General features: G+C 58.4%; 29 protein-coding genes. 26 read left to right on the top strand and 3 right to left on the bottom strand.

The genetic code is table 11. The features are described from left to right. Positions 1-37: 37 nt before the first annotated feature. The 4 genes from BSF40_RS02400 (at position 38) to BSF40_RS02385 (ending at position 3,959) form a co-directional block, all read left to right on the top strand. On the top strand, positions 38-793 hold the full coding sequence (locus tag BSF40_RS02400; RefSeq protein ID WP_095963972.1) for a PFL_4669 family integrating conjugative element protein: 756 nt from the start codon (positions 38-40) through the stop codon (positions 791-793). Next, positions 790-1,308: a DUF3158 family protein gene (locus BSF40_RS02395; RefSeq protein WP_095963971.1), complete on the top strand. Its 519-nt coding sequence runs from the start codon at positions 790-792 to the stop codon at positions 1,306-1,308. Before BSF40_RS02400 ends, BSF40_RS02395 begins: the two co-directional genes overlap by 4 nt. After that, positions 1,305-1,760, top strand: coding sequence for a single-stranded DNA-binding protein (locus BSF40_RS02390; protein WP_095963970.1), 456 nt, complete (start codon positions 1,305-1,307; stop codon positions 1,758-1,760). The genes BSF40_RS02395 and BSF40_RS02390 overlap by 4 nt, the downstream gene beginning before the upstream one ends. A 231-nt stretch (positions 1,761-1,991) precedes the next feature. After that, on the top strand, positions 1,992-3,959 hold the full coding sequence (locus BSF40_RS02385; RefSeq protein ID WP_095963969.1) for a DNA topoisomerase III: 1,968 nt from the start codon (positions 1,992-1,994) through the stop codon (positions 3,957-3,959). Positions 3,960-3,997: 38 nt separating this feature from the next. Here BSF40_RS02385 and BSF40_RS02380 read toward each other — a convergent pair whose 3' ends face one another. Further along, a complete protein-coding gene (locus BSF40_RS02380) occupies positions 3,998-4,351 on the bottom strand; it encodes a hypothetical protein (RefSeq protein ID WP_237149618.1) in 354 nt (117 codons plus the stop codon). Between the two features lie 95 nt (positions 4,352-4,446). Between BSF40_RS02380 and BSF40_RS02375 the strand changes: the two genes are divergently transcribed. The 4 genes from BSF40_RS02375 to BSF40_RS02360 all read left to right on the top strand — a co-directional run bounded on the left by BSF40_RS02375 (position 4,447) and on the right by BSF40_RS02360 (position 7,102). Then, positions 4,447-4,788, top strand: coding sequence for a helix-turn-helix domain-containing protein (locus tag BSF40_RS02375; protein WP_095963968.1), 342 nt, complete (start codon positions 4,447-4,449; stop codon positions 4,786-4,788). Positions 4,789-5,656: 868 nt separating this feature from the next. Beyond that, the gene (locus tag BSF40_RS02370; RefSeq protein ID WP_095963967.1) at positions 5,657-6,214 is read left to right on the top strand and encodes an STY4534 family ICE replication protein; all 558 of its coding nucleotides are present in this window, start codon (positions 5,657-5,659) and stop codon (positions 6,212-6,214) included. 70 nt (positions 6,215-6,284) lie between these two features. After that, positions 6,285-6,542 (top strand): hypothetical protein, encoded by a 258-nt coding sequence (locus BSF40_RS02365; protein ID WP_095963966.1) that lies wholly within the window; start codon positions 6,285-6,287, stop codon positions 6,540-6,542. A gap of 89 nt (positions 6,543-6,631) precedes the next feature. Next, on the top strand, positions 6,632-7,102 hold the full coding sequence (locus BSF40_RS02360; protein ID WP_095963965.1) for a JAB domain-containing protein: 471 nt from the start codon (positions 6,632-6,634) through the stop codon (positions 7,100-7,102). 3 nt (positions 7,103-7,105) lie between these two features. On the opposite strand, the gene BSF40_RS02355 is transcribed toward BSF40_RS02360, so the two are convergent. Then, a protein-coding gene (locus BSF40_RS02355; protein ID WP_095963964.1) for an IS3 family transposase occupies positions 7,106-8,274 on the bottom strand; the annotation gives its coding sequence in 2 pieces (ribosomal slippage) (positions 7,106-8,013 and positions 8,013-8,274; 1,170 coding nt in all). Positions 8,275-8,424: 150 nt separating this feature from the next. Here BSF40_RS02355 and BSF40_RS02350 point away from each other — a divergent pair. The 18 genes from BSF40_RS02350 to BSF40_RS02265 all read left to right on the top strand — a co-directional run bounded on the left by BSF40_RS02350 (position 8,425) and on the right by BSF40_RS02265 (position 23,797). Continuing rightward, complete coding sequence (locus BSF40_RS02350; RefSeq protein WP_095963963.1) at positions 8,425-9,174, top strand: ABC transporter substrate-binding protein; 750 nt, start codon at positions 8,425-8,427, stop codon at positions 9,172-9,174. Between the two features lie 102 nt (positions 9,175-9,276). Next, a complete protein-coding gene (locus tag BSF40_RS02345; protein WP_095963962.1) occupies positions 9,277-9,819 on the top strand; it encodes a PilL N-terminal domain-containing protein in 543 nt (180 codons plus the stop codon). Beyond that, complete coding sequence (locus BSF40_RS02340; RefSeq protein ID WP_095963961.1) at positions 9,816-10,484, top strand: chemotaxis protein; 669 nt, start codon at positions 9,816-9,818, stop codon at positions 10,482-10,484. The genes BSF40_RS02345 and BSF40_RS02340 overlap by 4 nt, the downstream gene beginning before the upstream one ends. Positions 10,485-10,493: 9 nt before the next feature. Further along, on the top strand, positions 10,494-11,213 hold the full coding sequence (locus BSF40_RS02335) for a TIGR03759 family integrating conjugative element protein (protein WP_095963960.1): 720 nt from the start codon (positions 10,494-10,496) through the stop codon (positions 11,211-11,213). Beyond that, positions 11,195-11,743, top strand: a complete 549-nt coding sequence (locus BSF40_RS02330; RefSeq protein WP_095963959.1) for a lytic transglycosylase — start codon at positions 11,195-11,197, stop codon at positions 11,741-11,743. Before BSF40_RS02335 ends, BSF40_RS02330 begins: the two co-directional genes overlap by 19 nt. Next, positions 11,740-12,255, top strand: a complete 516-nt coding sequence (locus tag BSF40_RS02325) for an integrating conjugative element protein (RefSeq protein WP_095963958.1) — start codon at positions 11,740-11,742, stop codon at positions 12,253-12,255. Before BSF40_RS02330 ends, BSF40_RS02325 begins: the two co-directional genes overlap by 4 nt. A 9-nt stretch (positions 12,256-12,264) precedes the next feature. Continuing rightward, positions 12,265-14,370 (top strand): type IV conjugative transfer system coupling protein TraD, encoded by a 2,106-nt coding sequence (traD, locus tag BSF40_RS02320; RefSeq protein ID WP_095963957.1) that lies wholly within the window; start codon positions 12,265-12,267, stop codon positions 14,368-14,370. 90 nt (positions 14,371-14,460) lie between these two features. Continuing rightward, positions 14,461-15,192, top strand: a complete 732-nt coding sequence (locus BSF40_RS02315; protein ID WP_095963956.1) for a TIGR03747 family integrating conjugative element membrane protein — start codon at positions 14,461-14,463, stop codon at positions 15,190-15,192. A 495-nt stretch (positions 15,193-15,687) separates the two neighbouring features. Next, positions 15,688-16,089 carry a helix-turn-helix domain-containing protein gene (locus tag BSF40_RS02310; protein ID WP_095963955.1) on the top strand — a complete coding sequence of 134 codons (402 nt, stop codon included), beginning with the start codon at positions 15,688-15,690 and terminating at the stop codon, positions 16,087-16,089. A gap of 240 nt (positions 16,090-16,329) precedes the next feature. Next, positions 16,330-16,665 carry an RAQPRD family integrative conjugative element protein gene (locus tag BSF40_RS02305; protein WP_095963954.1) on the top strand — a complete coding sequence of 112 codons (336 nt, stop codon included), beginning with the start codon at positions 16,330-16,332 and terminating at the stop codon, positions 16,663-16,665. Then, complete coding sequence (locus BSF40_RS02300; protein ID WP_095963953.1) at positions 16,662-16,901, top strand: TIGR03758 family integrating conjugative element protein; 240 nt, start codon at positions 16,662-16,664, stop codon at positions 16,899-16,901. Before BSF40_RS02305 ends, BSF40_RS02300 begins: the two co-directional genes overlap by 4 nt. A 17-nt stretch (positions 16,902-16,918) precedes the next feature. After that, a complete protein-coding gene (locus tag BSF40_RS02295; RefSeq protein ID WP_095963952.1) occupies positions 16,919-17,290 on the top strand; it encodes a TIGR03745 family integrating conjugative element membrane protein in 372 nt (123 codons plus the stop codon). A 7-nt stretch (positions 17,291-17,297) separates the two neighbouring features. Beyond that, on the top strand, positions 17,298-17,711 hold the full coding sequence (locus tag BSF40_RS02290; RefSeq protein WP_095963951.1) for a TIGR03750 family conjugal transfer protein: 414 nt from the start codon (positions 17,298-17,300) through the stop codon (positions 17,709-17,711). Then, positions 17,708-18,349 carry a PFL_4703 family integrating conjugative element protein gene (locus tag BSF40_RS02285; RefSeq protein ID WP_095963950.1) on the top strand — a complete coding sequence of 214 codons (642 nt, stop codon included), beginning with the start codon at positions 17,708-17,710 and terminating at the stop codon, positions 18,347-18,349. The genes BSF40_RS02290 and BSF40_RS02285 overlap by 4 nt, the downstream gene beginning before the upstream one ends. Next, positions 18,346-19,158: a TIGR03749 family integrating conjugative element protein gene (locus BSF40_RS02280; protein ID WP_095963949.1), complete on the top strand. Its 813-nt coding sequence runs from the start codon at positions 18,346-18,348 to the stop codon at positions 19,156-19,158. The genes BSF40_RS02285 and BSF40_RS02280 overlap by 4 nt, the downstream gene beginning before the upstream one ends. Next, positions 19,148-20,665, top strand: coding sequence for a TIGR03752 family integrating conjugative element protein (locus BSF40_RS02275; protein WP_095963948.1), 1,518 nt, complete (start codon positions 19,148-19,150; stop codon positions 20,663-20,665). The genes BSF40_RS02280 and BSF40_RS02275 overlap by 11 nt, the downstream gene beginning before the upstream one ends. After that, positions 20,628-21,044, top strand: coding sequence for a TIGR03751 family conjugal transfer lipoprotein (locus tag BSF40_RS02270; protein ID WP_095963947.1), 417 nt, complete (start codon positions 20,628-20,630; stop codon positions 21,042-21,044). Before BSF40_RS02275 ends, BSF40_RS02270 begins: the two co-directional genes overlap by 38 nt. Next, positions 21,044-23,797: a conjugative transfer ATPase gene (locus BSF40_RS02265; RefSeq protein ID WP_095963946.1), complete on the top strand. Its 2,754-nt coding sequence runs from the start codon at positions 21,044-21,046 to the stop codon at positions 23,795-23,797. The genes BSF40_RS02270 and BSF40_RS02265 overlap by 1 nt, the downstream gene beginning before the upstream one ends. Before the next feature lie 42 nt (positions 23,798-23,839). Here BSF40_RS02265 and BSF40_RS02260 read toward each other — a convergent pair whose 3' ends face one another. Next, on the bottom strand, positions 23,840-24,097 hold the full coding sequence (locus BSF40_RS02260; protein WP_095963945.1) for a LasR-specific antiactivator QslA: 258 nt from the start codon (positions 24,095-24,097) through the stop codon (positions 23,840-23,842). Between the last annotated feature and the right edge of the window lie 92 nt (positions 24,098-24,189).

Raw genomic sequence — 24,189 nt, 5'->3', positions numbered from 1 at the left:
CACAAGGTGCTCGCCAAGCTTATGCGAGGACTCCACCGTGGCCGATCACTACCAGCTCAACCTGGGCTCATTGCGCAGCAGCATTACGTTAACGCTGCACACCCATCACGCCGCTCGCATCTGGCAAGGCCGGACTGCACGCGAAGGTGTTCACTCGATTATGGGCATGGCCGGCTATATCAGCGTCACTAACCTGATAAAGCAAACCGCGGCACAGGACGACCCGTATGCCGACTGGGCCATGGTGCAACTCGAAGAAAAACTGCTGCAGGCCAAGGCTGGGATGCTGGAACTGAGCCAACAGCTTGATCGGATCAGACAAGACCTGCCGACCCAAATCGACATGGGCGACAACCTCAACATCCACCCCGTAACCTTGCCGTTGTACATCGGCAGCCAGTTGGGCTTCCTAGCGGTGTACCTGTTGACCGACTACGACACGCTGGTGCGCCATACCCTATTGGCGCATCACACCGCTCTTATCGGTCGCACGGACATGGAAACCTGGATCGATGACGGCGCCCATCTACTGCGAAGCCTATTCGGCTTGGCGCAGCGTTACCGGCATGCCGGTGTTACGCGCGATGACATGGCAGCGAACAACGCTCGCGCCCTGGCGGCCATCGACAAACTGGGGTTGCCCCCCATGGACATCCTCGGGGGTCATCGCCGCTCCCAGTTTGCGCCACCGATCATTCGCCGAGGTGCTGTGCCTAAGGATGACGCTGAGACTCTGGCTGAGGAGCCCAGTGGACCATCAACGACCGTGGATGAGCCTGAGGGCGACGCATGAATCTCAAGCACCCTGTTCAACCGATAGCCTTCGCAGGGCTGACATCAGATGCCTATCGACAGCTCGAACACGCAGCCTCCCTAAAAGGCCTTTTAAAACCATTTAAGGGTAAGGGGGAGTTGGAGCACCTGGCGCAAGTTGCGAGGGAAATCGAGGCGCAACTATGTCGTTTGATGGAAACCGTGGCGCAGCAGGCAGAACGCCTTCCTTACTCGCTGCTGGATTTTCGCCTGGTGTTGCAGAACACCAGCGCTGGCAGCACCTTCCTGCGCTGGCGCTCCCGTGATTTCTCCCGAATGGGCGTTGTGGTCTGGGAACAGCAACTCAGCAACAGAGCCTTGCCGCAGCTGGTACGCGAGGGCTTGCACCGATTCGAATGCGACCGCATTGTGCTGAACCTGCAGATGAGCGTGATGCATTCAATACTGCGCCAGGCCACCACCTGCGCGATCAAAATGGCCAGTGCCGACGAGCGGCTGCGCCAGTTCACTACAGCAGTGGAGGTATCACGATGAGTACTTTTTTTGTCGGCGAAGGCAACATCGGCAGTGCGCCAGAATTCCAGGAGTTTGCCTCAGGCAATGACGAGCCACGGCGTCTGCTGCGACTGAACGTGTACTTCGATAATCCCGTGCCGCGCGATGGTAGCTATGAAGATCGGGGCGGTTATTGGGCACCGGTTGAGCTCTGGCACCGCGAAGCCGAGCATTGGAGCATGCTGTATCAGAAAGGCATGCGCGTGCTGGTCGAGGGGCGTACGGTCAAGGATGAGTGGGAGGACAGTGAGGACAATGCGCGGGTGACCTTCAAGATCGAGGCTCGTCGGGTCGGTATCCTGCCTCACCGTGTACAAAATGTGGTCATGCGCGAGCGTTCCAGTGAACAGTCGGTGACTGGAAAAAACGGAGGACAAGGTACAGAGCCAGCCAGTCCACCAGCATCGAAGCCCAAGAAGCGTCGAGGGTAGCAACCTACGGATTGATGGGCTGGCATTAAAAATGCGCCTTTACGCGGGTCTGCTGTACTACGCGTACTCCCTACGCGTGAATATGCGCGTTATGCCCAGACGGCAGAGGGGCAGCAACCTCTCTTCAAGACTGTTCCACTGACTAATATGAGAAGCCTGCAATTCGGGTTTCTCATACCCCGCATTAGCTGATTCAACAACTCTGCTTCGGACCTTATCTGGAGCAGTCTTATGCGCTTATTCCTTTGCGAGAAACCCTCTCAAGGTCGAGACATCGCCAAAGTACTCGGAGCCACCCGTCGCGGCGAAGGCTGCCTGCTCGGTATCGAAACAGCCGTCACCTGGTGCATCGGCCACCTACTCGAAGCAGCCCCACCGGAAGCCTATGGCGAACAATACAAACGCTGGTCGCTGGAGCATTTGCCGATCATTCCCTTGGAGTGGAAAGTCGAGGTCAAGCCCAAAACTGCTACCCAATTCAAAGTCATCAAGCGCCTCCTAAAAGAAGCTTCCACCGTAGTGATCGCGACCGATGCTGATCGCGAAGGTGAGATGATCGCTCGCGAACTGCTGGAGCTCTGCAAGTATCGAGGCCCCATTCAAAGGCTCTGGTTATCCGCTCTCAATGAGACCTCCATCCGCAAGGCATTGTCCTCGCTGAAACCCGACCACGAGACCTTCCCCCTATACCATTCAGCCCTTGCCCGCAGCCGCGCTGACTGGTTGATCGGCATGAACCTCAGTCGCTTGTTTACCCTTCTCGGCCGGCAAGCGGGCTACGATGGTGTGCTGTCGGTTGGACGGGTCCAGACACCGACATTACGTCTGGTGGTTGATCGGGATCGCGCAATTGCCAGCTTCATCCCCGTGCCTTACTGGCAGGTGGAGGTGCAGCTATCGTCGAGAGAGCAGCAGTTCCTTGCGTCGTGGTTACCACCAAGCTCGGGGCGGGATGAGGCAGGTCGTTGCCTGCAACAAGGGCTTGCCGTTAAGGCAGTCCAGGCGATCAAAGCAGGCAAAGTTGCCACGGTGCTCTCGCTGCAGACTGAGCAGCTTCGCGAAGCGCCGCCCCTACCCTTTGACTTGAGCACGCTGCAAGAAGTCTGCTCACGCAAGCTGGGGCTCGGCGTCCAAGAGGTGCTGAATATCGCCCAGGCCCTGTACGAAACACACAAGGCCACCACCTATCCGCGCAGTGATTGCCGCTATCTGCCAGAGAGTATGTTCAACGAGGTGCCCGCGGTGCTCGATGCCTTGCTCAAAACAGATCCCGCACTGCAACCCGCCTTAGACAAACTCAATCGATCATTGCGTTCACGGGTGTGGGACGATGCCAAGGTCACTGCGCATCACGGCATCATCCCTACCACCGCCCCCACGAATCTTGCGCGGATGTCCGAACCGGAGCGCAACGTCTACGAACTGATTCGCAGCCATTACCTAGCGCAATTCCTTCCTCACCATGAATTTGATCGCACCGAAGTCGAATTGGCGTGCGGCGGACAGCGGTTGACCACCGTGGGCAAGCAGATCCTGGTCCAGGGTTGGAAGAGCCTGCTCTACGACACCACAGAGGATGAAGAATCCGCTCAAAAGTCCCAGGTACTACCGGTTCTGCAACAGGGCACGCCGTGCAACGTGATAGACGCTGGACTCAAGGCCATGCGCACCGCGGCTCCCAAACCACTCACCGAGGGCGGTCTGATCAAAGCCATGAAAAACGTGGCCAAACTGGTCAGCGATCCACGGCTGAAACAGAAACTTCGAGACACCACCGGTATCGGTACCGAAGCCACGCGGGCCAACATCATCAAGGGATTGATCGACCGTGGTTATTTGCTGAAGAAAAAACGCGCCTTGATGTCTTCGGCCGCGGCTCATACGCTGATCGAGGCGGTGCCTGCAGCGGTCGCAGATCCGGGAATGACGGCGATTTGGGAGCAGGCCCTGGACGAAATCGAAGCCGGACGCCTACCTCTTGATGCGTTCGTCGCCAAGCAAGCGAACTGGATTGCGCAGCTGGTCGAGCATTGTGGAACGCTTAGACTGGTAGTGCCTACGGACAACGGGCCAGCCTGCCCAATGTGCAACGACACGATGCGCAAGCGTAAGGGGAAGTCCGGACCGTTCTGGTCTTGCGCCCGTTATCCTAACTGCAAGGGCACCTTGCCCATCAAAAACAAGGCCCAGCGCACCTGATACTGATCCGTCGTACGACTCTGAGATCGATGCGCGGGTTAGTGCATCATCAACGGCCGCTGGTCCTGCTCCAACTCGCTCAAGGGCTGTCCGATTTCACGGGCCAAGGCGATACCTGCCGAGATCCATATCTGCCCCAGTTCGTTGAACGCTTTCAGATGAGCAGGACTCTCATTGAGCCAGTGAACAAGACTGTCGAAGTGTTCGGGGTTGCCCGGGGAATCATGGATCTCGATGACCAGTTCCACTGCTCGATCCCAAATGGGGTCCATGACGTCCTCGCTCTCATCTTCCATGCTCAACCAGTCCTCACCTTCATTCACACTGACCACTACGCCTCTGGAGCCCAAAGGACCAGAAACCACGTCGCGGTAAATGTCGATTTCAGTCAAAATAACAACCCATGTAGTCGATATTCAACTTTTAAGGATGTTCATGTCAACGAGTCTTTGCTCAACCATTCGGGTTGAACTGGAGAACTCATCACTTGGCACATAAGCATCCCACCCAAACCCAAATCGGGCGCATGATCGCGAAGCACCGAACCGAGCGCCATCTGACCCAGGAAGAGGTCGCTGAACGCTTGGGGATCGGCAGCGAAGCGATATCGCGCCTGGAGCGAGGGGTGGTGGAGCTGTCCGTCGCCAAACTGATGCAATTGGCGGACATCTTCGACTGTCGAATGGATGAATTGCTGACGGAGTCCAGCAGTCGCCCCAACGACCAGAGTCAGATGATCATGGGGCTGCTGAGCGGACTGAAAGAACATGATCGCGCCTTTATCCTCGCCACCGTCGAACAGTTGGCCGCTCATCTCGGAAGTAAGTGAGCATTGGCCTCTGGCTTGACGCTGTGACGCTCTTTCTGCTGTAGTCATTCGGGTTCATCGCCGTTGGCGACCCAAGACCGATTAGCTCCGGGCAGCTCGGTCGGACTCAATGAGTTCGGAGCCTTCTTCTCCGTGGATCATATTCCGCCCTCATGCGTTGCTGATCGTGGCAGCGGATGACCACTGCTGCCGCACAGCGACAGCAGTGGTCATCCGCTTCGGCGGTCGTATTCAATTCCGGAGCCCGCCGGCGAAACACTGGGCACCCTTTGTGCGCGGATGCGTGCCAGTACGTTCCGATCCAGGCCACGACAAGGGTCGGTTGGCGAATCGTTACGCAGTGAAGCAAGCTTTGCGAGGAGCTTTTCGACTGCATAAGATCGCCAAAGGTGGCTTGTCTCTTCCTCGCCTGGCGACACAGCCAGGCTTGCTCTTCATTTTTTTCATTCCAGTGATTGCCACTGTATTCCGGGTGTAAAAAATCGGGTTGCAGCGTCTTGACGCTCCCCTTTGACAGGCTTATAGAAAGGGCGTGGTCCGCTGTCGTTGACAGCCCAGCCCAGGTAGCCAGAACCTTCAAGGCTACGCCACGTTTGTGGTGGTTTACCCAAGTGCGATTAGCGTTCGGAAGCTCGCACGGTTACCGCTTCAGCGGTGATGAATGCCCACTCCCCCCCTGTCTACGGACTTTTGCCGCAGACATCCTTCTGCTGTAGCGCTGTTCACCCAGACGCATCGTCCTGTTCGTCATCGGTTTACCGATGGCGGGTCGTTCATTGCGGATCTTCACCTTACCCACCCTGACGGGGCTCACTTTCCTGTCAGGGATCGTGCGTCGCCGTTTTTTTCTTGAAACAGGAGAACCACCATGGCCCACGCCAACCACCCCCAAGAAGCGACCACTTACTTCAATCTACACACCGCCGGTATCGGCTATCTCAACCGTGTTCGTGAAGTACAGGTTCGCCGCGGACAGCCGTTCATGGCCTGTGATATTGCAGCCCTGCACGGTGCTAGCGATGCGGTGGAATACACCCGCTTCGATTGCAAGGTCGCTGGAGGCGAAGCAGAACGTTTGATTCGCCTCTACATGGACGCCGTCAACGCTGAGAAAAAGGTGTTGCTGTCGTTTCGTATCGGCGACCTGTGGATCGACCCCTTTCTCTACGAGAAGGGCACCAAACAAGGTCAACCTGGCGCCAGCCTGAAAGGTCGTTTGCTGTTCATCGACTGGATCAAGGTCAATGGCAAGTTCGAATACAAAGCGCCCGCCAGGCAGGAAGCAACAGCACCTGCTGAGCAGGCGCCTACCAATGAGTCCGCTCCAACCTCGGCTGATACCGAAGCTGAAGAGAACGAACCCGAAGCCAAACCTTCGCCACGCACGGCTCGCCGTGGCTCTACTCAAACCGCTCAGTCCGCCTGAACGGTTCGTAACGCCCTCACCAAGGCGCTCCTTTGAGCGCCTTTTTTTTAACCGACATAGGAGTCCTCTCATGGAATCCTTCTGGCTTTGCGACGAATGCTTGTTCGCTGCCGCTTATGAGGACTACGGCGCGATTTCGCTCTACTACACGGTGGATCAAATCGCTCAACGCATCGCCGCTCTCCAAGCTGGATTGGCTCGACTGATGCCCATCAGCGCCGACTTCGATGCCGAGGCCGGCTGGGGAGTCAAAGCCTTTTCCTCGCTGCCCTGCGATGGCTGCGGCTCTCCCCTACACGGTCAACGTCACCAGTTCACCAGGTTGTAAACAGCCTACAACCGCAACTTCATACCCACCGAGGGGACATCACTCCCCTTGGGTGTGAGCCCCTGAAGATCCAATTCGGAGGCACTACCATGAGCAATCAACTCACCCTGATTGACACAACTGAGCTTGAGACTGATCGGCTCGCGCAAGAAAACCGCGTGATCGATGAAGCACTGCATATTCTGGATCGTCGGTTGTTCAGTCGCGGACCCGGTCTGACCTCTCCCGACGTCGTGGCTTCGTTCCTGAAACTGCATTTAGCTCAGCAGGATCATGAAGTCTTCGGCGTGATCTTTCTTGATGCCAAGCACCGAGTGCTGACGTTCGAAGTGCTCTTTCACGGCAGCATTGATGGGGCCAGCGTATACCCCCGCCAGGTCGTTAAGCGCTCCATGGCCCATAACGCCGCAGGCGCCATTTTTGTTCACAACCACCCCTCTGGTTGCACCGAACCCAGCCAAGCAGATCGCATTCTGACCGTTCGGTTGAAGGAGGCCTTGGCGCTGATCGAAGTGCGTGTATTGGACCACTTCATCGTGGGCGAAGGTCGTCCGCTGTAATGGTCAACAATTCCCGGACACAGAATTGAGTTTTTCTTCCGCAACCGCCGGCGGTACGAAGCCGTTGTGCTGATGCGGCCTTATCCAGTTGTACCGCTGCATGAGGTAGCGGCCGATGTCCTGCTCGGCCAAAGCTGTCGTCATATAACCCACTGTCGGCACCCACTCCGTTTTCAGGCTACGAAACAGTCGTTCCATGGGCGAATTGTCGTAACAGTTTCCCCTTCGGCTCATGCTCTGAATCATCCGATAGCGCCAGAGCCGCTGGCGGAAACTACGGCTGCCATATTGGCTGCCCTGGTCGCTGTGAAACAGCACGCCTTGTGGTCTGCCACGCATCTCGTAAGCCCTGTCGAGCGCTTTGACGACGAGTTCTGCATCAGGCTTGGCAGACATCGCCCAACCCACCACTCTACGGCTGTACAAGTCCAAGACCACCGCCAGATAGCTCCACCGACCCTCTGCCCAGATATACGTAATGTCGCCACACCAGACCTTGTTTGGCGCAGCCACGGTGAACTTGCGATCAAGCACATTGGGAATATCGGGTCGCTCGACCGTGGCCTTCTTGTACGCATGAGAACCGGGCTGTTTGCTGATCAGTCCTTGTTCCTTCATCAATCTTCTGACTCTGAAACGCCCGACGTTAACGCCTTCATCCCGCAGCATGGCAGCCAGACTGCGACTGCCCGCTGAGCCACGACTTTGGTTGAACAGTTCGTTGACACGACTGCGTAGGTTCACGCGGCGGACATCGATATGACGCCGCCGGGCCAAGTGAGCGTAATAACAGGACCGGGGTAGCTCGAAGACTGAACACAACAGTTGAACAGGGTAATGCTTTGCCAACTGCCGAATCGACTTCAACGTCTGCGCCCGTGTTCCTCGGCCATCAAGAGCGCAGTGGCCTCCTTTAATATTTTCTTCTCAAGCTCCAGCCGGTTGATGCGGGCCTGAAGCTCCTGAATGGTCTGCTGCTCCGGCGTGAGCGCTTTGGCAGTGGGCGTAACGCCCCCGCGCTCCAGCTGCAACTGGGCAACCCAGCGGCGCAACAAGCTCTCACCTACATCGAGGGATCTGGCGGCCTCGGGACAACTGTAGCCTTGGTCGAGCACCAGGCTAGCAGCCTCACGCTTGAAAGTCGGGGTAAAGGTACGTCGTTGTCTGCTCATCGAACACCTCTGTATGGCGAGCATTCTTGCCTAAAAAGGTGTCCGGGGTTAGTAGATCACTACACCGCTGTCCTTTGCCGAGTACGGTTGGCTTTAACCCTTACAGGCACCCTCGGGTGCCTTGTTCATTGTTAGCCTGGAGAACCTCTTATGAACCCTATCCATCAAGTCTCCGCGCTGCGGGTAGATTCAAATCCTTTTATGCGTGGCTATCACAGCCTGGCTATCGAGCGGCTGCTGCAAATCACCTATGACAACTACTGCCCACCCTGCCTTCGCCCCTTGCATCACTCACAAGCCCATCTGTCCGACGATGAACTGCAACTGTTGTCCTGCGTATTCAATGACGATTTCGCCCTGATCAGCGAAGGCCAATCCATTCCGGACGAACTGGATGACCGCTGCCAGTCTATCGGACAGGTCCGCCAAGTCATCTACTCGGTGATCGGTGAAAGACTCAGCCAGAAGCACCATGTCGGTGACCTGTACTCACTGGAAGAAGCTCAAACCGTGATCCGTCACTTGAGCTTCGAAACCGGGCACTACAGTCGGTCCTGGGAGATCAGTACGGCCCATCTTCCCGCAGAGGCGATGTCTTATCTGCAGGAACGGGTGTCCAACGAGCCCAAGCTAACGGGGCTGTTTTTCGAGCTGTTCACATTGCCAGACTGCGACGGCATCGGATGCAAGCTGATCGGCACACCCTGGACCGATGAGCACCTGTTGAAAATCGACAGCGGTTCTTACTTGTCCCTCAGACAACAACAACTCGATGCCGGTACGCCAGAAGCCTTGGTCAAGGTGTTGTACCTGGCGGCGTTGGCGGATGTGCGAATGTTGATCTTCGACCCCTGGGCATCCGTCTTACCCGGACTCGAGGTTTTCAACGAACAACCATGAAACGTGCCGCAGTAATACGCGGCTCCCTGAATCGCCTTTCTCACTGAATCACCCTTCCCCTCATGTCAGGTTCTGCACTGAATCTGACATGAGGATCTTTCCATGACCCGCTTTTTCACGCCGATTTGCCTGCTGGGCGCACTGAGCGCGTGTACTGCACAAGTCCCCAATACATCGCCACCCAAACCATCGACCGAGAGTGAGATGAGTCGGGGCCCATCCAAAATGGGTGCGGATGATGACGGTCATCAGGCAGAACTTCGCTATGGCCGCTATACGTTGGTGAGCACCGCAGCCACCACGGAGCAACGGGACCTTCTCGCCCAGATCATCGACGTAAACATTCCGTCGAACCTGAGTCCTTCGGTGCAGGATGCGCTGCACTATGTGCTGCTGCGCTCGGGTTATTCGCTCTGTCCTGATGCCGCGTCAATGAAAGTGCTCTTCAGCCGTCCATTGCCGGCGGCTCACTACCGACTTGGTCCGATTCCTTTGCGCGGCGCACTTCAAGTGCTGGCCGGTCCGGCCTGGCAACTCACGGTCGACGACTTCAACCGCTCAGTCTGCTTCGAGCCACAAAAAGTCGACACCCGCGCCACGCCAGTCGCCTCTACTTCGTCCCGCCAGCCGGGGACTCGCCCATGAAACCTGCAACGTTTCAAACCCTGATCGTTGGAGGGCTGTGCCTGGCTGTCGCGGGCCTGAGTGGCGGTTTATATAACCAAACTCAGCGCATGGCGGCGTTACAGGACAGTAGCGCCCAACACCAACAGATTCTAGATACCCTGCAGCATGACTCGAACGCTCTCAAGGATACGCAGGAAAAATTGCACTACACAGTGAAAGACCTGAGACAGATGGTCGATGCCGGCGAGCAACAAGCCAGTGTCCTCGACCCGATGCTGGATCAGTGGGCACAAGAAATTCAGGAACTGCGCGACGGTCTGGCCGCCCGAGCTACCGAGGCAGACATGACTGCGTTACGGGCACGCCTGGAGCAGATCGAGAAGCAGCTCCTGGACCTCAACTCCAGACCACCACTACCACCGTCACCCTCTGCTGCCAAACCGAAAAAAACCGCTCTACCCAAGCTCATCCCACTCCTGCCTCCATTTTCGGTGTTGGGTGTTGAGTCCCGCGGTGGAGAGCGCTTTCTGGCGATTACCCCGCATGACAGTCGCACTCTCGCTGATGTTCGACTGCTGCATAGCGGCGAGCAATCAAACACCTGGCGCTTGAAAGCGCTGGAACCCACCTCGGCCATTTTTGCGGTGACCGAGCATCCAGACCAAACCGTGCAGTTTCCTTGAGCAATTGGCATGAACAGAGCGCTGCTAGCAACCGTATTCTGCCTCGCGTCAATGATTGCCATTGGCTCTGCACACGGAGAAACCGCTGCGATCCACTCGCAGATTCAGGACACTCAGTCCATTCCCTTAGAGCGCTCCAGCACGGCACAGGCTGCGACCTGGGGATTGTCAAAGCAGGAGTGGTCACGCTTCGAGCAAATCCAAGCGGGCCCTCGCGGTTTCTGGAGCCCAAATCTCGATCCATTGACGGCACTCGGGGTCGAAGCCGAAACCGATCAGGAGCGCCAGCGTTATGCCGAGTTGCAAGTCACGCTGGAGGCTAAACGCGCCGAGCGCGAACTGGCCTACCAGAACGCTTATACCGCCGCCTGGGCCAAGCTGTTTCCCGGGCTGCTGCCGATCCAGGGCATGGCGTCCGTGTCCCCTGCCAGCTCACCCGTCGCACCTCGCCCAGCCTTATTCGTGGAGGACCAATGCCAACCGTGTATCGCCGAAGCGCTGCGCCTGCAAAGCAGTGACACAGCGTTCGACATCTACCTGGTGGGCAGCCAAGGCAAGGATGAACCGGTCCGCACCTGGGCGCGGCAAGCAGGCATCGACCCGACTCGGGTTCAACGCCGACAGATCACCCTGAATCATGACCGCGGCCACTGGTTCAGCCTGGGCGCGCCGGGGCCGCTGCCCGCCACGTTCCAACAGGTGAATGGACAATGGCAGCGTCTCGACTGAGTGGACTTGTCCTCATGCTGATGATGCTGTCGGCTCAGGCCGACGAGCTGCCGCCACCGGCCTACCAACTGGCGGCGCATGGCGCTGACATTCCCTCTGCGGTGCTGTTCGCCATTGCCTTGCAGGAGAGTGGTATCCGCGTCCGTGGTCGGCTACTGCCCTGGCCCTGGACGCTGAATATCGCCGGAACACCCTACCGTTTCGCCAACCGCCAAGCGGCGTGCCACGCCTTGCTTCAGGCCCTCGTCCGACATGAGGCCAAGCGGGTCGATGTCGGGCTCGGACAAACCAACCTGGGTTACCACGGACAACGCTTTTCCAGCCCTTGCGAAGCCCTTGATCCCTACCGAAATCTCGCCGTGACCGCCGCGCTGCTACGTGAGCATCACGCCGCCACCGGTGATTGGGTATTGGCTGCCGGACGCTATCACCGCCCGGCAGGAGGTGCGCCGGCCGCGCGCTACCGCGTCGGCTTTTCCCGGCAGCTCGAACGGCTGCTGGTTTCCTTTGAACAGGTCACTCCACCATGAAACCAATCGCCCTTACCTGTTACTCCATCCTGCTCTTGGCACCTCTGGCCCAGGCGGAACTGACGACTGACGAGGACTGGCGTGGCGATTTCCCACAGCCCCATTTTCAATCGACGGGTATCCGTATAAATGACAGCGCCCCGTCTGATCGGACCAGTCCTGCAGACCTGTCCACCTTTGCAGACGAGGCCTGGATACTGCCGGTCAGCAGCTCTCAATTGAGCCCAGGCCCGATCACGCCTCGCCCGCTGAACATGCCGGGCTTGCAGCCGTTCTTTCTGGTGGGCGACGATCCTCAGTCGCTGGCCTGGCTGCGTCAACGCGCTGCTGGACTGCGCGAAATGGGCGCGGCCGGCCTGGCCGTCGAAGTCGCTGATACCGCAGCCCTGTCGCGGATCAGAGCCGCGGCTCCGGGCATCACCATCTTGCCAGTCAACGGCAACGACATCGCCAGCCGTTTGCAGATCGAGCACTACCCCGTCTTGGTCACCCCCACCTCGCTGGAACAGTGAGTCCGAGCCATGGCCGAGCATGTGATGGAGTCCAAGCTCCGGCCCGCCGTGGAGCTGTACACCGTCGCGATCTGCATCGCTGCTGCGACGCTGTGCATGTATTCGCCCTGGGCCGTGGCCCTGTCTCCCGAGATCGGCAGGTTCGCGGCGCTGGCCTATGCCTTGTTCGGCTTCATCCGGTTGCGCCAAGCCTGGGAGGTACTGCGTTATCGTCGCAATATCCGCCGGCTGCCCCGCTTCGAATTGACCAGTCGACAGATCCCTGTCAGCCGCAGGCGTCTGTTCATGGGCCGCGGCTTTCGCTGGACTCGACTGCACACCCAACGTTTAGTCGAGGCCCAAGATCCGGCCGTCGCCCGTTATGTCGACCAACCGGCCAGCTACCGTCTGGCGCGTGGGCTTGAGCGGCGTTTAGAGCATGCGCCATTTCCGCTCTCGGCCCTGGCGCGTGTCACGGCCTGGGACCATGTTTTCAATCCAGTGCGTCCGCTACCACCGGTAGGCGGTTCACCTTTGCTGCATGGCGTCGAACCGGACGAGATGGAAGTCAGCCTGCCGCTGGGCGAACGCGTGGGACATACCCTGGTGCTGGGCACCACCCGTGTCGGCAAGACGCGACTGGCTGAGGTGTACATCACCCAGGACATCCACCGCGTCGACCACGAAGTAGTGATCGTCTTCGACCCCAAGGGCGATGCCGACCTGCTCAAGCGCATGTACGTCGAAGCGCGTCGAGCCGGCCGGGAGAAAGAGTTTTATGTCTTCCATCTGGGTTGGCCGGAGATCTCGGCCCGCTACAACGCCGTGGGACGTTTCGGGCGTATTTCGGAGGTGGCATCGCGCATCGCCGGACAGCTTAGCGGCGAAGGGAACTCAGCCGCCTTCCGCGAGTTTGCCTGGCGCTTCGTCAACATCATTGCCCGCGCCCTGATCGAACTGGGTCGGCGCCCGGACTACCTGCAGATTCAACGGCATGTGGTCAACATTGACGCGCTGTTCATCGAGTACGCCCAGCAGTTTTTCGCCAAGACTGATCCGAAAGCGTGGGAGGTCATCGTCCAGATCGAGGGCAAGCTCAACGAGAAGAACACGCCGCGACATATGGTGGGACGAGAAAAACGCGTGGTGGCCATCGAACAATACCTGGCGGCGAAACGGGTATTTGATCCGGTGCTGGACGGACTGCGTTCGGCCGTACGGTATGACCGGACCTATTTCGACAAGATTGTCGCTTCGCTGCTGCCATTGCTGGAGAAACTCACCACCGGCAAGACCGCGCAATTACTGGCCCCCAACTACACCGACCTGAATGACCCGCGCCCGATCTTCGACTGGATGCAGATCATTCGAAAACGCGGCATCGTCTATGTTGGTCTGGATGCCCTGACCGATGCCGAGGTCGCCGCTGCGGTGGGCAACTCGATGTTTGCCGATCTGGTCTCGGTTGCCGGGCATATCTACAAACATGGCATTGATCAGGGGCTACCGGCAGAGAGTAGTAGCACAGAAAAACTGCCCATCAACCTGCACGCTGATGAGTTCAACGAGTTGATGGGCGATGAGTTCATACCGCTGATCAACAAGGGCGGCGGCGCTGGCATCCAGGTGACAGCCTATACCCAGACCCTCAGTGACATCGAAGCGCGCATTGGTAACCGTGCCAAAGCCGGCCAGGTCATCGGCAACTTCAACACCCTACAGATGCTTCGCGTGCGTGAGACCGCCACCGCCGAGCTGCTCACCCAGCAGTTGCCCAAGGTCAATGTGCTGACCAAAACCCTGGTCTCGGGCGCCACCGACACCTCCGATCCTGAGGCCACTACGGACTTCACCTCGTCCTCGCAGGATCGTGTCAGCAGCACCAGCGTACCGTTGATCGAGCCTGCTCACATCGTCAGCCTGCCCAAGGGACAAATGTTCTCCTTTCAAGCCGGCGGCCAACTCTGGAAGGTGCGAATGCCGTTGCCTAAACCCTCCAATGACGATGCCATGCCCAAGGACCTGCAGGAGCTCACCCAGCGGATGCGGGCAGCCTACAACGAGAACGCGGGGCAATGGTGGAGTGCGAGCGGGGGTGGCCCAACCATTGTGTTCAATCTGGATCAGGTGGGGTAGCCCTACTCTGCCGGCGGTTTCAGACTCGAGAGAGCACATTTAGAAGGCACTCTGACAACGTTAGTCCTGCCGTGCGCGACGGAGCGAAAGATGGCGACTTCTACACAAAATACGCCTCCACAACCGATGCAGCGCCCAGGATTGATCGTCTCGGCGATCAGCCTGGTCCTGCGCATCATTGGATTATTGATCGCCTCGCTCCTGTTCTCGATCCTGGTCGAGTTCGCTGGCTTGCTGCTGTTCTGGGGTGACCAGGGCTGGCGACACAGTCAGACCATGTTGACCAATGAACTGGGCTGGCTCAGCGAGAACTTTAAATCGTCACTCATCATTCAACAGCCCGGGCAAACCACTGCCCAGTGGCTGGATTTTCTCAATCAGTGGTTGTTGGTCAAGACCGGCTTTGCGGACTTTGCCCTGCTGGCACGGGTATCGAGTCAGGGCAACGGTATATGGAGTTGGATCAACCAGCTCTACGTGAGCATCGAGGATTTTGTCTTGGCGGCGGTGTATGTCACCTTTACCTTCGTCGTGCGCCTGACCATCCTGGCTCTGGCTACACCGCTATTTCTGCTGGCCATGTTCACCGGTTTTGTGGATGGTTTGATACGCCGCGACCTGCGCAAGTTTGGCGCGGGCCGGGAAAGCAGCTTTGTTTATCACCGCGCCAAACGAGCAGTGATGCCACTGCTGATAGTGCCCTGGATCATTTACCTGTCCTTACCCTTTTCGCTCAATCCAATGGCCGTATTTTTACCTTGCGCCGCGATGCTTGGTATGGTGATGGCGATCACAGCAGCGACTTTTAAGAAGTACCTTTGAACTGCCGAGCTTGAAAATTGAGTATCACTTGTTTACGGATGTGCTCGCCAACCGATGCATCACCTGTGATCTTCGTTTCTCCTGGACGTCAACCGATGACACTAATCCATCGCTCGCTGAGGGCACGCGCTAGCGTCTGATGAATCAACTGAAAGCATCACGTGAGGCCGTCAAGGATGCGAAGGTACGATACCGTCAAATCAAAATTGCAAGGTCCAGTGTTCACTCGGACAAGGTAGCCCTTGAAAAAAGGTGGCCGGCCCGGTGAAATGGCGAGCATCTGATTTTTATTCAACGCAGAGTCGTCGATGCCGCCTGTGCAGAGTGGTATATGAAAACAGTGACGGGATTTGCGCTTTCTAAGACCCGAAATATCGGCAGGTGCGCGCTCGGAGATCCGAAAGTCGCGGCTCGGTTGCCATTCCCGCCGCCCTTTCTCTGCAATTGACATAAAACTTTTAACCCGGCTACAAACCAATATACCTAGGGACGCTCATGTCGCTCAAAACAGCATTTGCTTCGGTACTCAAAGCAACCCGCGCGGCTCGCGGGCTTTCCCAGAAAAATCTTGCCGAAGTAAGTAGCCGGACGTACATCTCGAAATTGGAGCGCGCCCAGTGCAGCCCCACTCTAGAGATGATGAGCGCTTTGAGCGTACCGCTGAATTTGAGTCCTCTGACGTTGATTGCTATGACCATGAGTGTTGAAACAGGCCATTCCGTCGCATCGATCGTGAATCGTATTGAGGACGATCTAGCTGAACTCGCCCAAGCAGGCATTAACGAAGGTTTACAGGTGCTGGCACCAGCGAAGCCCCATAAAACCAAGGCTTTCTCTCTGCAGGGTAGGCAACCAATGAAATCTCACAAGCAAACTGAATTTTTATTTCTCGAGTAAGCAACTAAAACGATTCGCGGAAGGTGAGCTCACACTCCACGCGCCTAACCCTATTCTCAAAAACTAGCTGGAACCCAAATTCAGAGCTTGAACACTCCGTGTGTGCTGCTACAGAAGTAAACCTGGTTAAAATTCCAACGTCGTCCCCCTCAGCAAAACGATAACTTTCGCCTCAGTTTTTTTGCAGTTATTTTGCTCCCCTTTCTCGATTCTGCCCCTAATGCACTTAGGGCCATAATCATGCCTGCTTCTATTAATCAATGTCTGTTACTCCTCTCGTTGGCCGTCTTTAGTGGCATCAGCTTTGCCGCATCTGCTCATGAGCAAAATCAGCTCAACCTAGTCCAACAGCAGCTTGACACTATCGAACGTCTTGCCACTCGCGCCGAAACAAACCGTACATCAGAACCCAACGAGCGCTACCGCTTCGATTATCCCCGCTTGACCCAGGACATCCAGCGCATTCGCCGAGGGGTACAGGGTTACCTGTCCCCCTCCCGCGCTCAACCCCGCGACCCCGGCGAGCTGACCGGCGATTACCGTCTCGACGCTCCGCCCGCGGAGCCCTCGCCATGAGCATGACTGACGCCCAGTCCTCAGCTTTCCAAAACGCCTCCGGTTTCTCGGCACAGAACAGTTCGACGCTGTGGCTGTCCCTGGTTCTGGTCCTGGCGTTGCTCTGGTGTGCCTGGGTGATGTGGACCGCTTACCGGGGTTGGGCGGTCGGCAGCGTGCGCTTCGGCGCATTTGGCGGGAGTACCGCACGGGTACTGCTCGTCTTGCTGATTTTGATGTTTTTCACCTTGTCCTAACCCAGGAGATCGCCGTCATGCTCAAGTGCCTTGTCCCTCTGATACACAATCTGCGTGATCGCACCAACCAGCGCTTGATCGGTCTGCTGCTGGTGCTTGGTCCCAGCCTGGCTTTTGCCGAACTTCCGACCATGGAGGCCCCTTCGCGTGGCGAAGGCTCCGGTTTGATCGAAACCATCAAAAACTACGCCTACGACGGCGGCATTCTGCTCGGCCTGCTGATCGCCCTACTCGCCTTTTTGGGCGTGGCCTGGCATTCGCTCACCGTGTATGCCGACGTGCAAAACCAGCGCAAAACCTGGAAGGATCTCGGCGCGGTGGTGGGTATCGGCGCCCTGCTGGTGGTAATCATCATCTGGTTCCTGACCAAGGCTGCTGCGATTTTGTGAGGTCGACATGAACGACACAATCGAACATCTTGCCGACGGCACCTTGGTCTTTCTGCCGGAGCGACTCAATCGTGATCCCGCCGTATTGCGGGGGTTAACCAATGATGAGATGTGGATAGCGCTTGGCACCGGCGCCGTCATTGGCCTGCTGCTGGGCGTGCCTCTGGCGATCGCCACCGCGTCCATTGCGGTGGCGCCGACCGGCATGATCGTGGGTATGGCGTTGGTATTATTTGCCGGCGGCACGCTTTTGCGTCGGGCCAAACGGGGTCGCCCCGAGACCTGGTTGTACCGCAAGCTCGAATGGATACTCGCCAGCCGTTGGAGCCTGGGGCGCGGCAGTTTGATCCTACACTCCGGCGCCTGGACGGTTCGCCGTTCGCGTCGACTGAGCCCTGCCCTGTCTCGGTGGCAGCCATGAGCCGTTTTCGGAACAAGGTGGACGCCCAGCAAGCCCATATCTTCAGCCTGCGTCTAGCGGTGGTGACCCTCGCCCTGCTCTGTGCCGGGCTCTGGTACGGCTGGCGCGCGGCACCGACCGATCTGACCGTGCATGTACCTCCGGATCTGCGCTCGGGTAGCACCCGCAAGTGGTGGGATATCCCCTCGGAAAATGTCTATGCCTTTGCCTTGTACATTTTTGGTCAGCTCAACCGCTGGCCCTCGGATGGCGAACAGGACTATCGCCGCGCCATCTATGGCTTGCAGTCTTACCTGACACCTGCCTGCAAGGCCTTCCTCGATGGCGACTACGAGTATCGCAAGGCCGCCGGCGAACTGCGCCAGCGAGTGCGTGGCGTCTACGAAATTCTGGGCCGAGGCTACAGCGAAGATCCAGAACTCAGAGTCAAGCAGCTCGATCGCGACAGCTGGCTAGTCAAGCTCGACCTCAACGCCGATGAGTATTACGCCGCCGAACCGGTGAAACGGGTGGTGGTGCGGTACCCATTACGCGTGGTGCGTTTTGACGTGGACCCCGAGCGCAATAAGTGGGGGCTGGCACTGGATTGTTATCAAGGCACTCCGCAAAAAATCTCCCTGCCTGGAGGTGAGCCATGAAACGGATTTCTACCTTGGGATTCACCGTTGCGCTGATGTTATTGGGCGCTGCAGCGCACGCCGTCGAACTGATGCACTGGGAACGCCTCCCCCTCGCGGTCCCGTTGGTGATCAATCAGGAACGGGTGATCTTTGTTGATGAGGATTTTCGAGTCGGCGTGCCCTCGACACTGACGGGCAAGCTGCGCGTGCAATCAACCGGTGGCACGCTGTACCTGCGCGCATCGGAAGCCATTGCCCCGACCCGACTGCAACTGCAATCGGTCACGACAGGCGAGATCATCCTGCTGGACATTGTGGCCACGCCTGGTGATCAGCCGCTGGAGCCCGTGCGTATTCTCAAGAATGCTCAGGTGCAGGCTAACGAGGCTGAATCTAATACCGTCCCTGTTCCAGAACGCACACCGATCCCGGTCGCGTTGACGCGCTATGCCGCGCAGAGCCTGTATTCGCCTCTGCGCACCGTGGAGCCCCTGCCCGGCGTACGCCGTGTGCCGCTCAAGTTGCGAACTGAACTGCCGACCCTGCTACCGACCGAAAACGTGTCCAGCACACCCATCGCCGCCTGGCGACTCGGTGACTACTGGGTAACGGCGGTGATGTTGCGCAATCGTAATTCAGAGACGGTGCAACTCGACCCGCGTCGGCTTCAGGCCACCCTGTTCGCCGCGGCCTTCCAGCATGCATACCTCGGACCGGTCGGCAGTGCTGAAGACACCACAATTGCCTACCTTGTCACCCGCGGGGCGGGACTAGAACACGCCGTGCTTATTTTGCCTGTTGCGCGAGGTGCTGGCGATGAAAGCTAACGCCTTGCTCAAATGGCTGGTACCGGCTGCGCTGCTGGCCGTGGTGTTGATCATTCTGAAAAGCTGGGTCGCGGGTGGCAGCACGCCCTCTGCAGAGCATCCCTCCGATCAGGGCAATATTCAGTTATCCGCCGAGCAAGCCAAGTCGCTCGGCATTGCTGGCGATACCCCACGCGACACGGTCGCCACCCTGGTCGGCCAGGTGAAAGCCATGCGCAGCGACATGCTCGGTTTGAAGAAACACAACGATTCACTGCAGACGGAAAACAACCGCCTGCGCGAGCGGGAAAACAGTGTGGATTCGCGTATCCAGACGGCGCTTGGCAGCGTGACCCAGCAGGTCGACGAAGGTCGCCGCCAAGCCAACGAGGCCCGGCTCAAAGCTGAACAAGACAGTCGTCAGGCCCGTGGGTTGCTGACGCAATTGCAGGAGCAGTTGTCGGGGTTGACCGGCAAAGGCAAGGACATGCCGATCGGATTGGGTCTTGAGTCCGGCGACGGGGCTCAGTTCGAGGGGCCGCACACAGCCAATGATGCCCTGCAATGGATTGAGCCCTCAGATACTCGGCCCACCGACGCCCGAGGCAAAACCAAGACTTCCTCCACACTGAGTCTGCCTACCGCCTTCAACTCATTGGAAGGCTTGAACGATAACGCGATTGATCGCAGCCAGAAACAGCTACGTGCAGTCACCCAGGGTGAACGTGACCTGACGCGATCCGTTGATCGTACCGAAGGCGCGAAGCCGGTGTACACGATCCCCGAAAACGCCACGCTGATGGGCTCGGTCGCCATGACCGCGCTCATCGGCCGAGTCCCGGTGGACGGTACCGTGAATGACCCCTATCCCTTCAAGGTGCTGGTCGGTCCGGAGAACCTGACCGCCAACGGCATCGACCTGCCGGACGTCGCGGGGGCCGTGATGAGTGGCACGGCGTCTGGTGATTGGACTCTGTCCTGCGTCCGTGGACAGGTCGAGTCGATCACCTTTGTGTTTACCGACGGCACCATCCGCACGGTGCCTCAGCCGAAGGCGGTAGCCAGCCGGAATGCCTCCACCCCCCAGAGCTCGAACACCGACAAGATCCGCGGCGGACTCGGTTACCTGTCCGATCCGTATGGCATTCCTTGCATCGCCGGAGAGCGCCGCTCGAACGCCCAACAGTACCTCGGCAGCCAGAGCCTGATCACCGCGACCGGCGCGGGGGTCGCCGCCCTGCTCGGGGATGAGCAGAACAATAGCAGCGTGATCAGTTCGGGCGGCAGTACGCTCGGAGTCACTAACAGCACGGGCAACAGCGCATTGAACTCAGTCCTCAGTGGTGGCGTCAGCGACATCCGCGAGTGGATCAACAAACTGTATGGCGAGGCCTTTGCGGCCGTGTACGTACCACCGGCCGCACATGTCGCCCTGCACATAGACCATGAGATCACCATCGACTACGAGCCCAAGGGCCGGAGCGTTCGCCATGAAAAAGACCATGCTCCGCTGCCTGACCTGGATTAGTCTGCTCTGCTGGGTTCTGTCTGGGTGTTCCACCGACAAAGAGACGATGCTGCCGCATGGCGAGCAAACCATGCTGGACATCTGGAACGGTGCCGGTTCGCTGGGTACTCAGCAGCAACTGTTGGATGCTCGGCAGCAGTTACGCCGTCCCCTGGCTCAGGCAGATTTCTCCGTCTCTGCCCAAGAACCGTACACTCGCACCGCTGTGAACGAGATCCACAATTTGTTCCCTCGCCTGCCCAATCCGGATCTGGTGTTGTACATATATCCGCATTTGAGTGGCACCGAGCAGGCGCCGGTCCCGGGGTACTCGACCGTCTTTCCGTTTTACCAACGCGTGCAGTACGCATTGCCCGGCGAACGTCAGGAAGACTTGTAGTGCGTAACGGCGATTCGGGCACGCGCACTCCTGCGTGGAAAGCCTGGCGCAACCCATTGCGCCCTCGCGCCACGGTGGCCGATGACGCCGCACTCTATGCGCACAACCCCAGCTTCACCGATCACCTGCCTTGGGTCGAATACCTCGACACCGAGCAGTGCTTTCTGCTGGATGACAACCGCTCGGTGGGTGCGGTGTTCGAATTACTGCCCATTGGCACCGAAGGGCGCGAACCCGATTGGCTGATGGCTTCGCGCGATGCCCTTGAGGATGCCCTACAGGATAGCTTTGATGAACTGGATCAAGCGCCTTGGGTGGCGCAGTTTTTCTGCCAGGACGACAACGACTTCACCCCCTATCTGTCCCAGCTCACCGACTATATTCAGGACAGCGCGCGAGGCACGGTCTTCACCGAGGCCTATTTGGAGCTCAGCCGCCGTCATCTGAAGGCCATTGCCAAAACCGGTGGTCTGTTTGAGGATAAGGTGGTGACGCGCCTGCCCTGGCGTGGCAATAACCGCCGGGTGCGCCTGGTGGTCTATCGCTGGCTTGAGTCTGAGACTGAGCAGACAGGACTGACCCCGGTGCAGTCCCTGCAACAGGCTTGCGAACGAATCGCTGCCTCGCTGCAAGCATGCGGAGTACAGTCGACGCGCGTCGCTGGCCGCGGTCTGTATGCCTGGTTAGTGCCCTGGTTCAATCCGGCGCCCAGGCTCACCGATGAAGCGCCCGAGGAGTTCTACCGCCGCGTGGCCTATCCGGAGTCGGGCGACGGTGAGTCGCTGGAACTGCCCTTCGATCATGACTTCGCCGAGCGGCTGTTCTTCAATGAACCGCGTTCGGATGTAGATCGCGGACTCTGGTTTTTTGACGATCAACCCCATCGAGTCGTGGTCGTAGACAAGCTGCGGCGGGCGCCCTGGATTGGCCAACTCACTGGCGAAACCCGCAAGGGTGACGCGGTGAACGCGCTGTTCGACCAGTTACCCGAAGGTACGGTGATGAGCCTGACCGTGGTGGTCAAACCGCAGGATGTACTCGAGGATCAGTTGAACCGCCTGGCGCGCAAAGCCATCGGTGAAAACCTGGCCTCGACCCAGACCCGCCAGGATGTCGAAGAGGCTCGCGCTATCATCGGCCGTCAGCATAAGCTGTACCGCGGCGCCTTGGCGTTCTACGTGCGCGGTCACGATGAACAGCAACTGCACCAGCGCTCGGTCAGCCTGGCTAACGCACTGCTGGGGGCGGGCCTGCAACCGGTACGTGAAGGCGACGAGGTCGCCGCCTGCAACAGCTACCTGCGTTGGTTGCCGATGGCTTACAACCCAGCCCGCGACACACGCAACTGGTACACCCGCCTGATGTTCGCCCAGCACATGGCGAACCTCGCTCCAGTCTGGGGCCGAAGCACCGGCACCGGCCACCCGGGTTTCACCCTGTTCAATCGGGGTGGCTCGCCGTTGAGTTTTGATCCGTTATCACGCCTGGACCGGGCCATGAACGGCCATCTGCTGCTATTCGGCCCCACCGGTGCCGGCAAGTCGGCGACCCTGGTCACCCTGCTGATGCAGATCATGGCTATATACCGCCCTCGCCTGTTTATCGTCGAGGCCGGTAACTCATTCGGCTTGCAGGGCGACTACTTCGCGACACAAGGCCTCTCGGTCAACAAGGTCCAATTGAAACCTGGCGCCTCGATCAGTCTGGCGCCCTTCGCCGATGCTTGGCGCCTGGTCGAACAACCGGATCAGGTGGCGAGTCTGTCGATTGATGAGCTGGACGATGAAGTGGTAACCCGTCGCGAAGACCAGCGCGATGTTCTCGGTGAACTGGAAATCACCGCCCGGCTGATGATCACTGGTGGCGAGGCCAAGGAAGAAGCGCGCCTCAGTCGGGCCGATCGTAGCTTGATCCGCGAGTGCATTCTGGATGCGGCGCAAACCTGTGTCGCAACGAACCGTCAGGTACTGACCCGCGATGTGCGCAACGCTCTACTGCGCGTCGCCACGGACTCGCACTTACCGGAAAAGCGTCGCGAACGAGCACAGGAAATGGGCGAGTCCATCGATCTCTTTTGCCAGGGCTTCGAGGGTGAGCTCTTCGACCGTGAAGGCACTCCGTGGCCGGAGAGCGATGTGACCATCGTTGATCTCGCCACTTACGCTCGCGAAGGCTATGAGGCGCAGATGTCCATCAGCTACATCAGCCTGATGAACACCGTGAACAACCTCGCCGAGCGCGATCAGTACCTGGGTCGTCCAATCATCATGGTCACCGACGAGGGCCATATCATCACCAAGAACCCGCTGCTGGCACCCTTCGTGGTCAAGGGCACGAAGATGTGGCGCAAGCTCGGCGCTTGGTTCTGGTTAGCGACGCAAAACCTGGCCGACTTTCCCTCTGCCGCGCAGACCATGCTCAACATGATCGAATGGTGGATCTGTCTGAACATGCCGCCGGCGGAGATTGAAGAAATCGCGCGCTTTCAGAAACTCACACCGGCACAAAAAGCGCTGCTGCTCTCCGCCAGCAAGGAACCGGGGAAATACACCGAAGGTGTGGTGCTGTCGAAAAAGCTCGAAACGCTATTCCGAGCGGTACCGCCCAGTCTCTACCTCGCCCTGGCCATGACCGAGCCCGAGGAGAAGGCCGAACGCTGGACATTGATGCAGGAGCACGGCTGCTCGGAGTTGGAAGCCGCCTTCCGCATTGCTGATCGGATCGATAGTGCGCGTGGGATAGAGCCACGATAGGACGGTCTATTCAGGCCTCGCGCTCCTGAAAGCGGCGTCAGGTTATTGTGCTACGCCGCGCAACCGCTGTTGAATCCTCAGCAGGAATCCGGCTTCAAAAGCATCTTGGCAGTCACCGACCGGAAAGGTCTTACGCGCTTGTGCCAACGCCCACCACAGTGGAATCTCACCGGCTGACTCAAGCCAAGCCTGGGCACATTGCACGCCACGTTCGATCATCGGAGCAAATTCGTCGCCCCATGGCGTCGGAAGGCTGGCGCATCCATCGGCCGCAGGAATTGCAATGTAGTTGTTGTCCATGTGCACCTTTTCTAATTTTATTGTTAGACGCTGGATCCAGTCCCAAAGGTCATCGCGGACTGGTTGACGCTCGACGCAATTGCCTAGATTAA

This window comes from Pseudomonas sp. ACN5, from assembly GCF_002303975.1.
In the GTDB taxonomy this organism is placed as follows: domain Bacteria; phylum Pseudomonadota; class Gammaproteobacteria; order Pseudomonadales; family Pseudomonadaceae; genus Aquipseudomonas; species Aquipseudomonas laurylsulfatiphila.
This window is presented reverse-complemented; position numbering and strand designations above follow the sequence as displayed.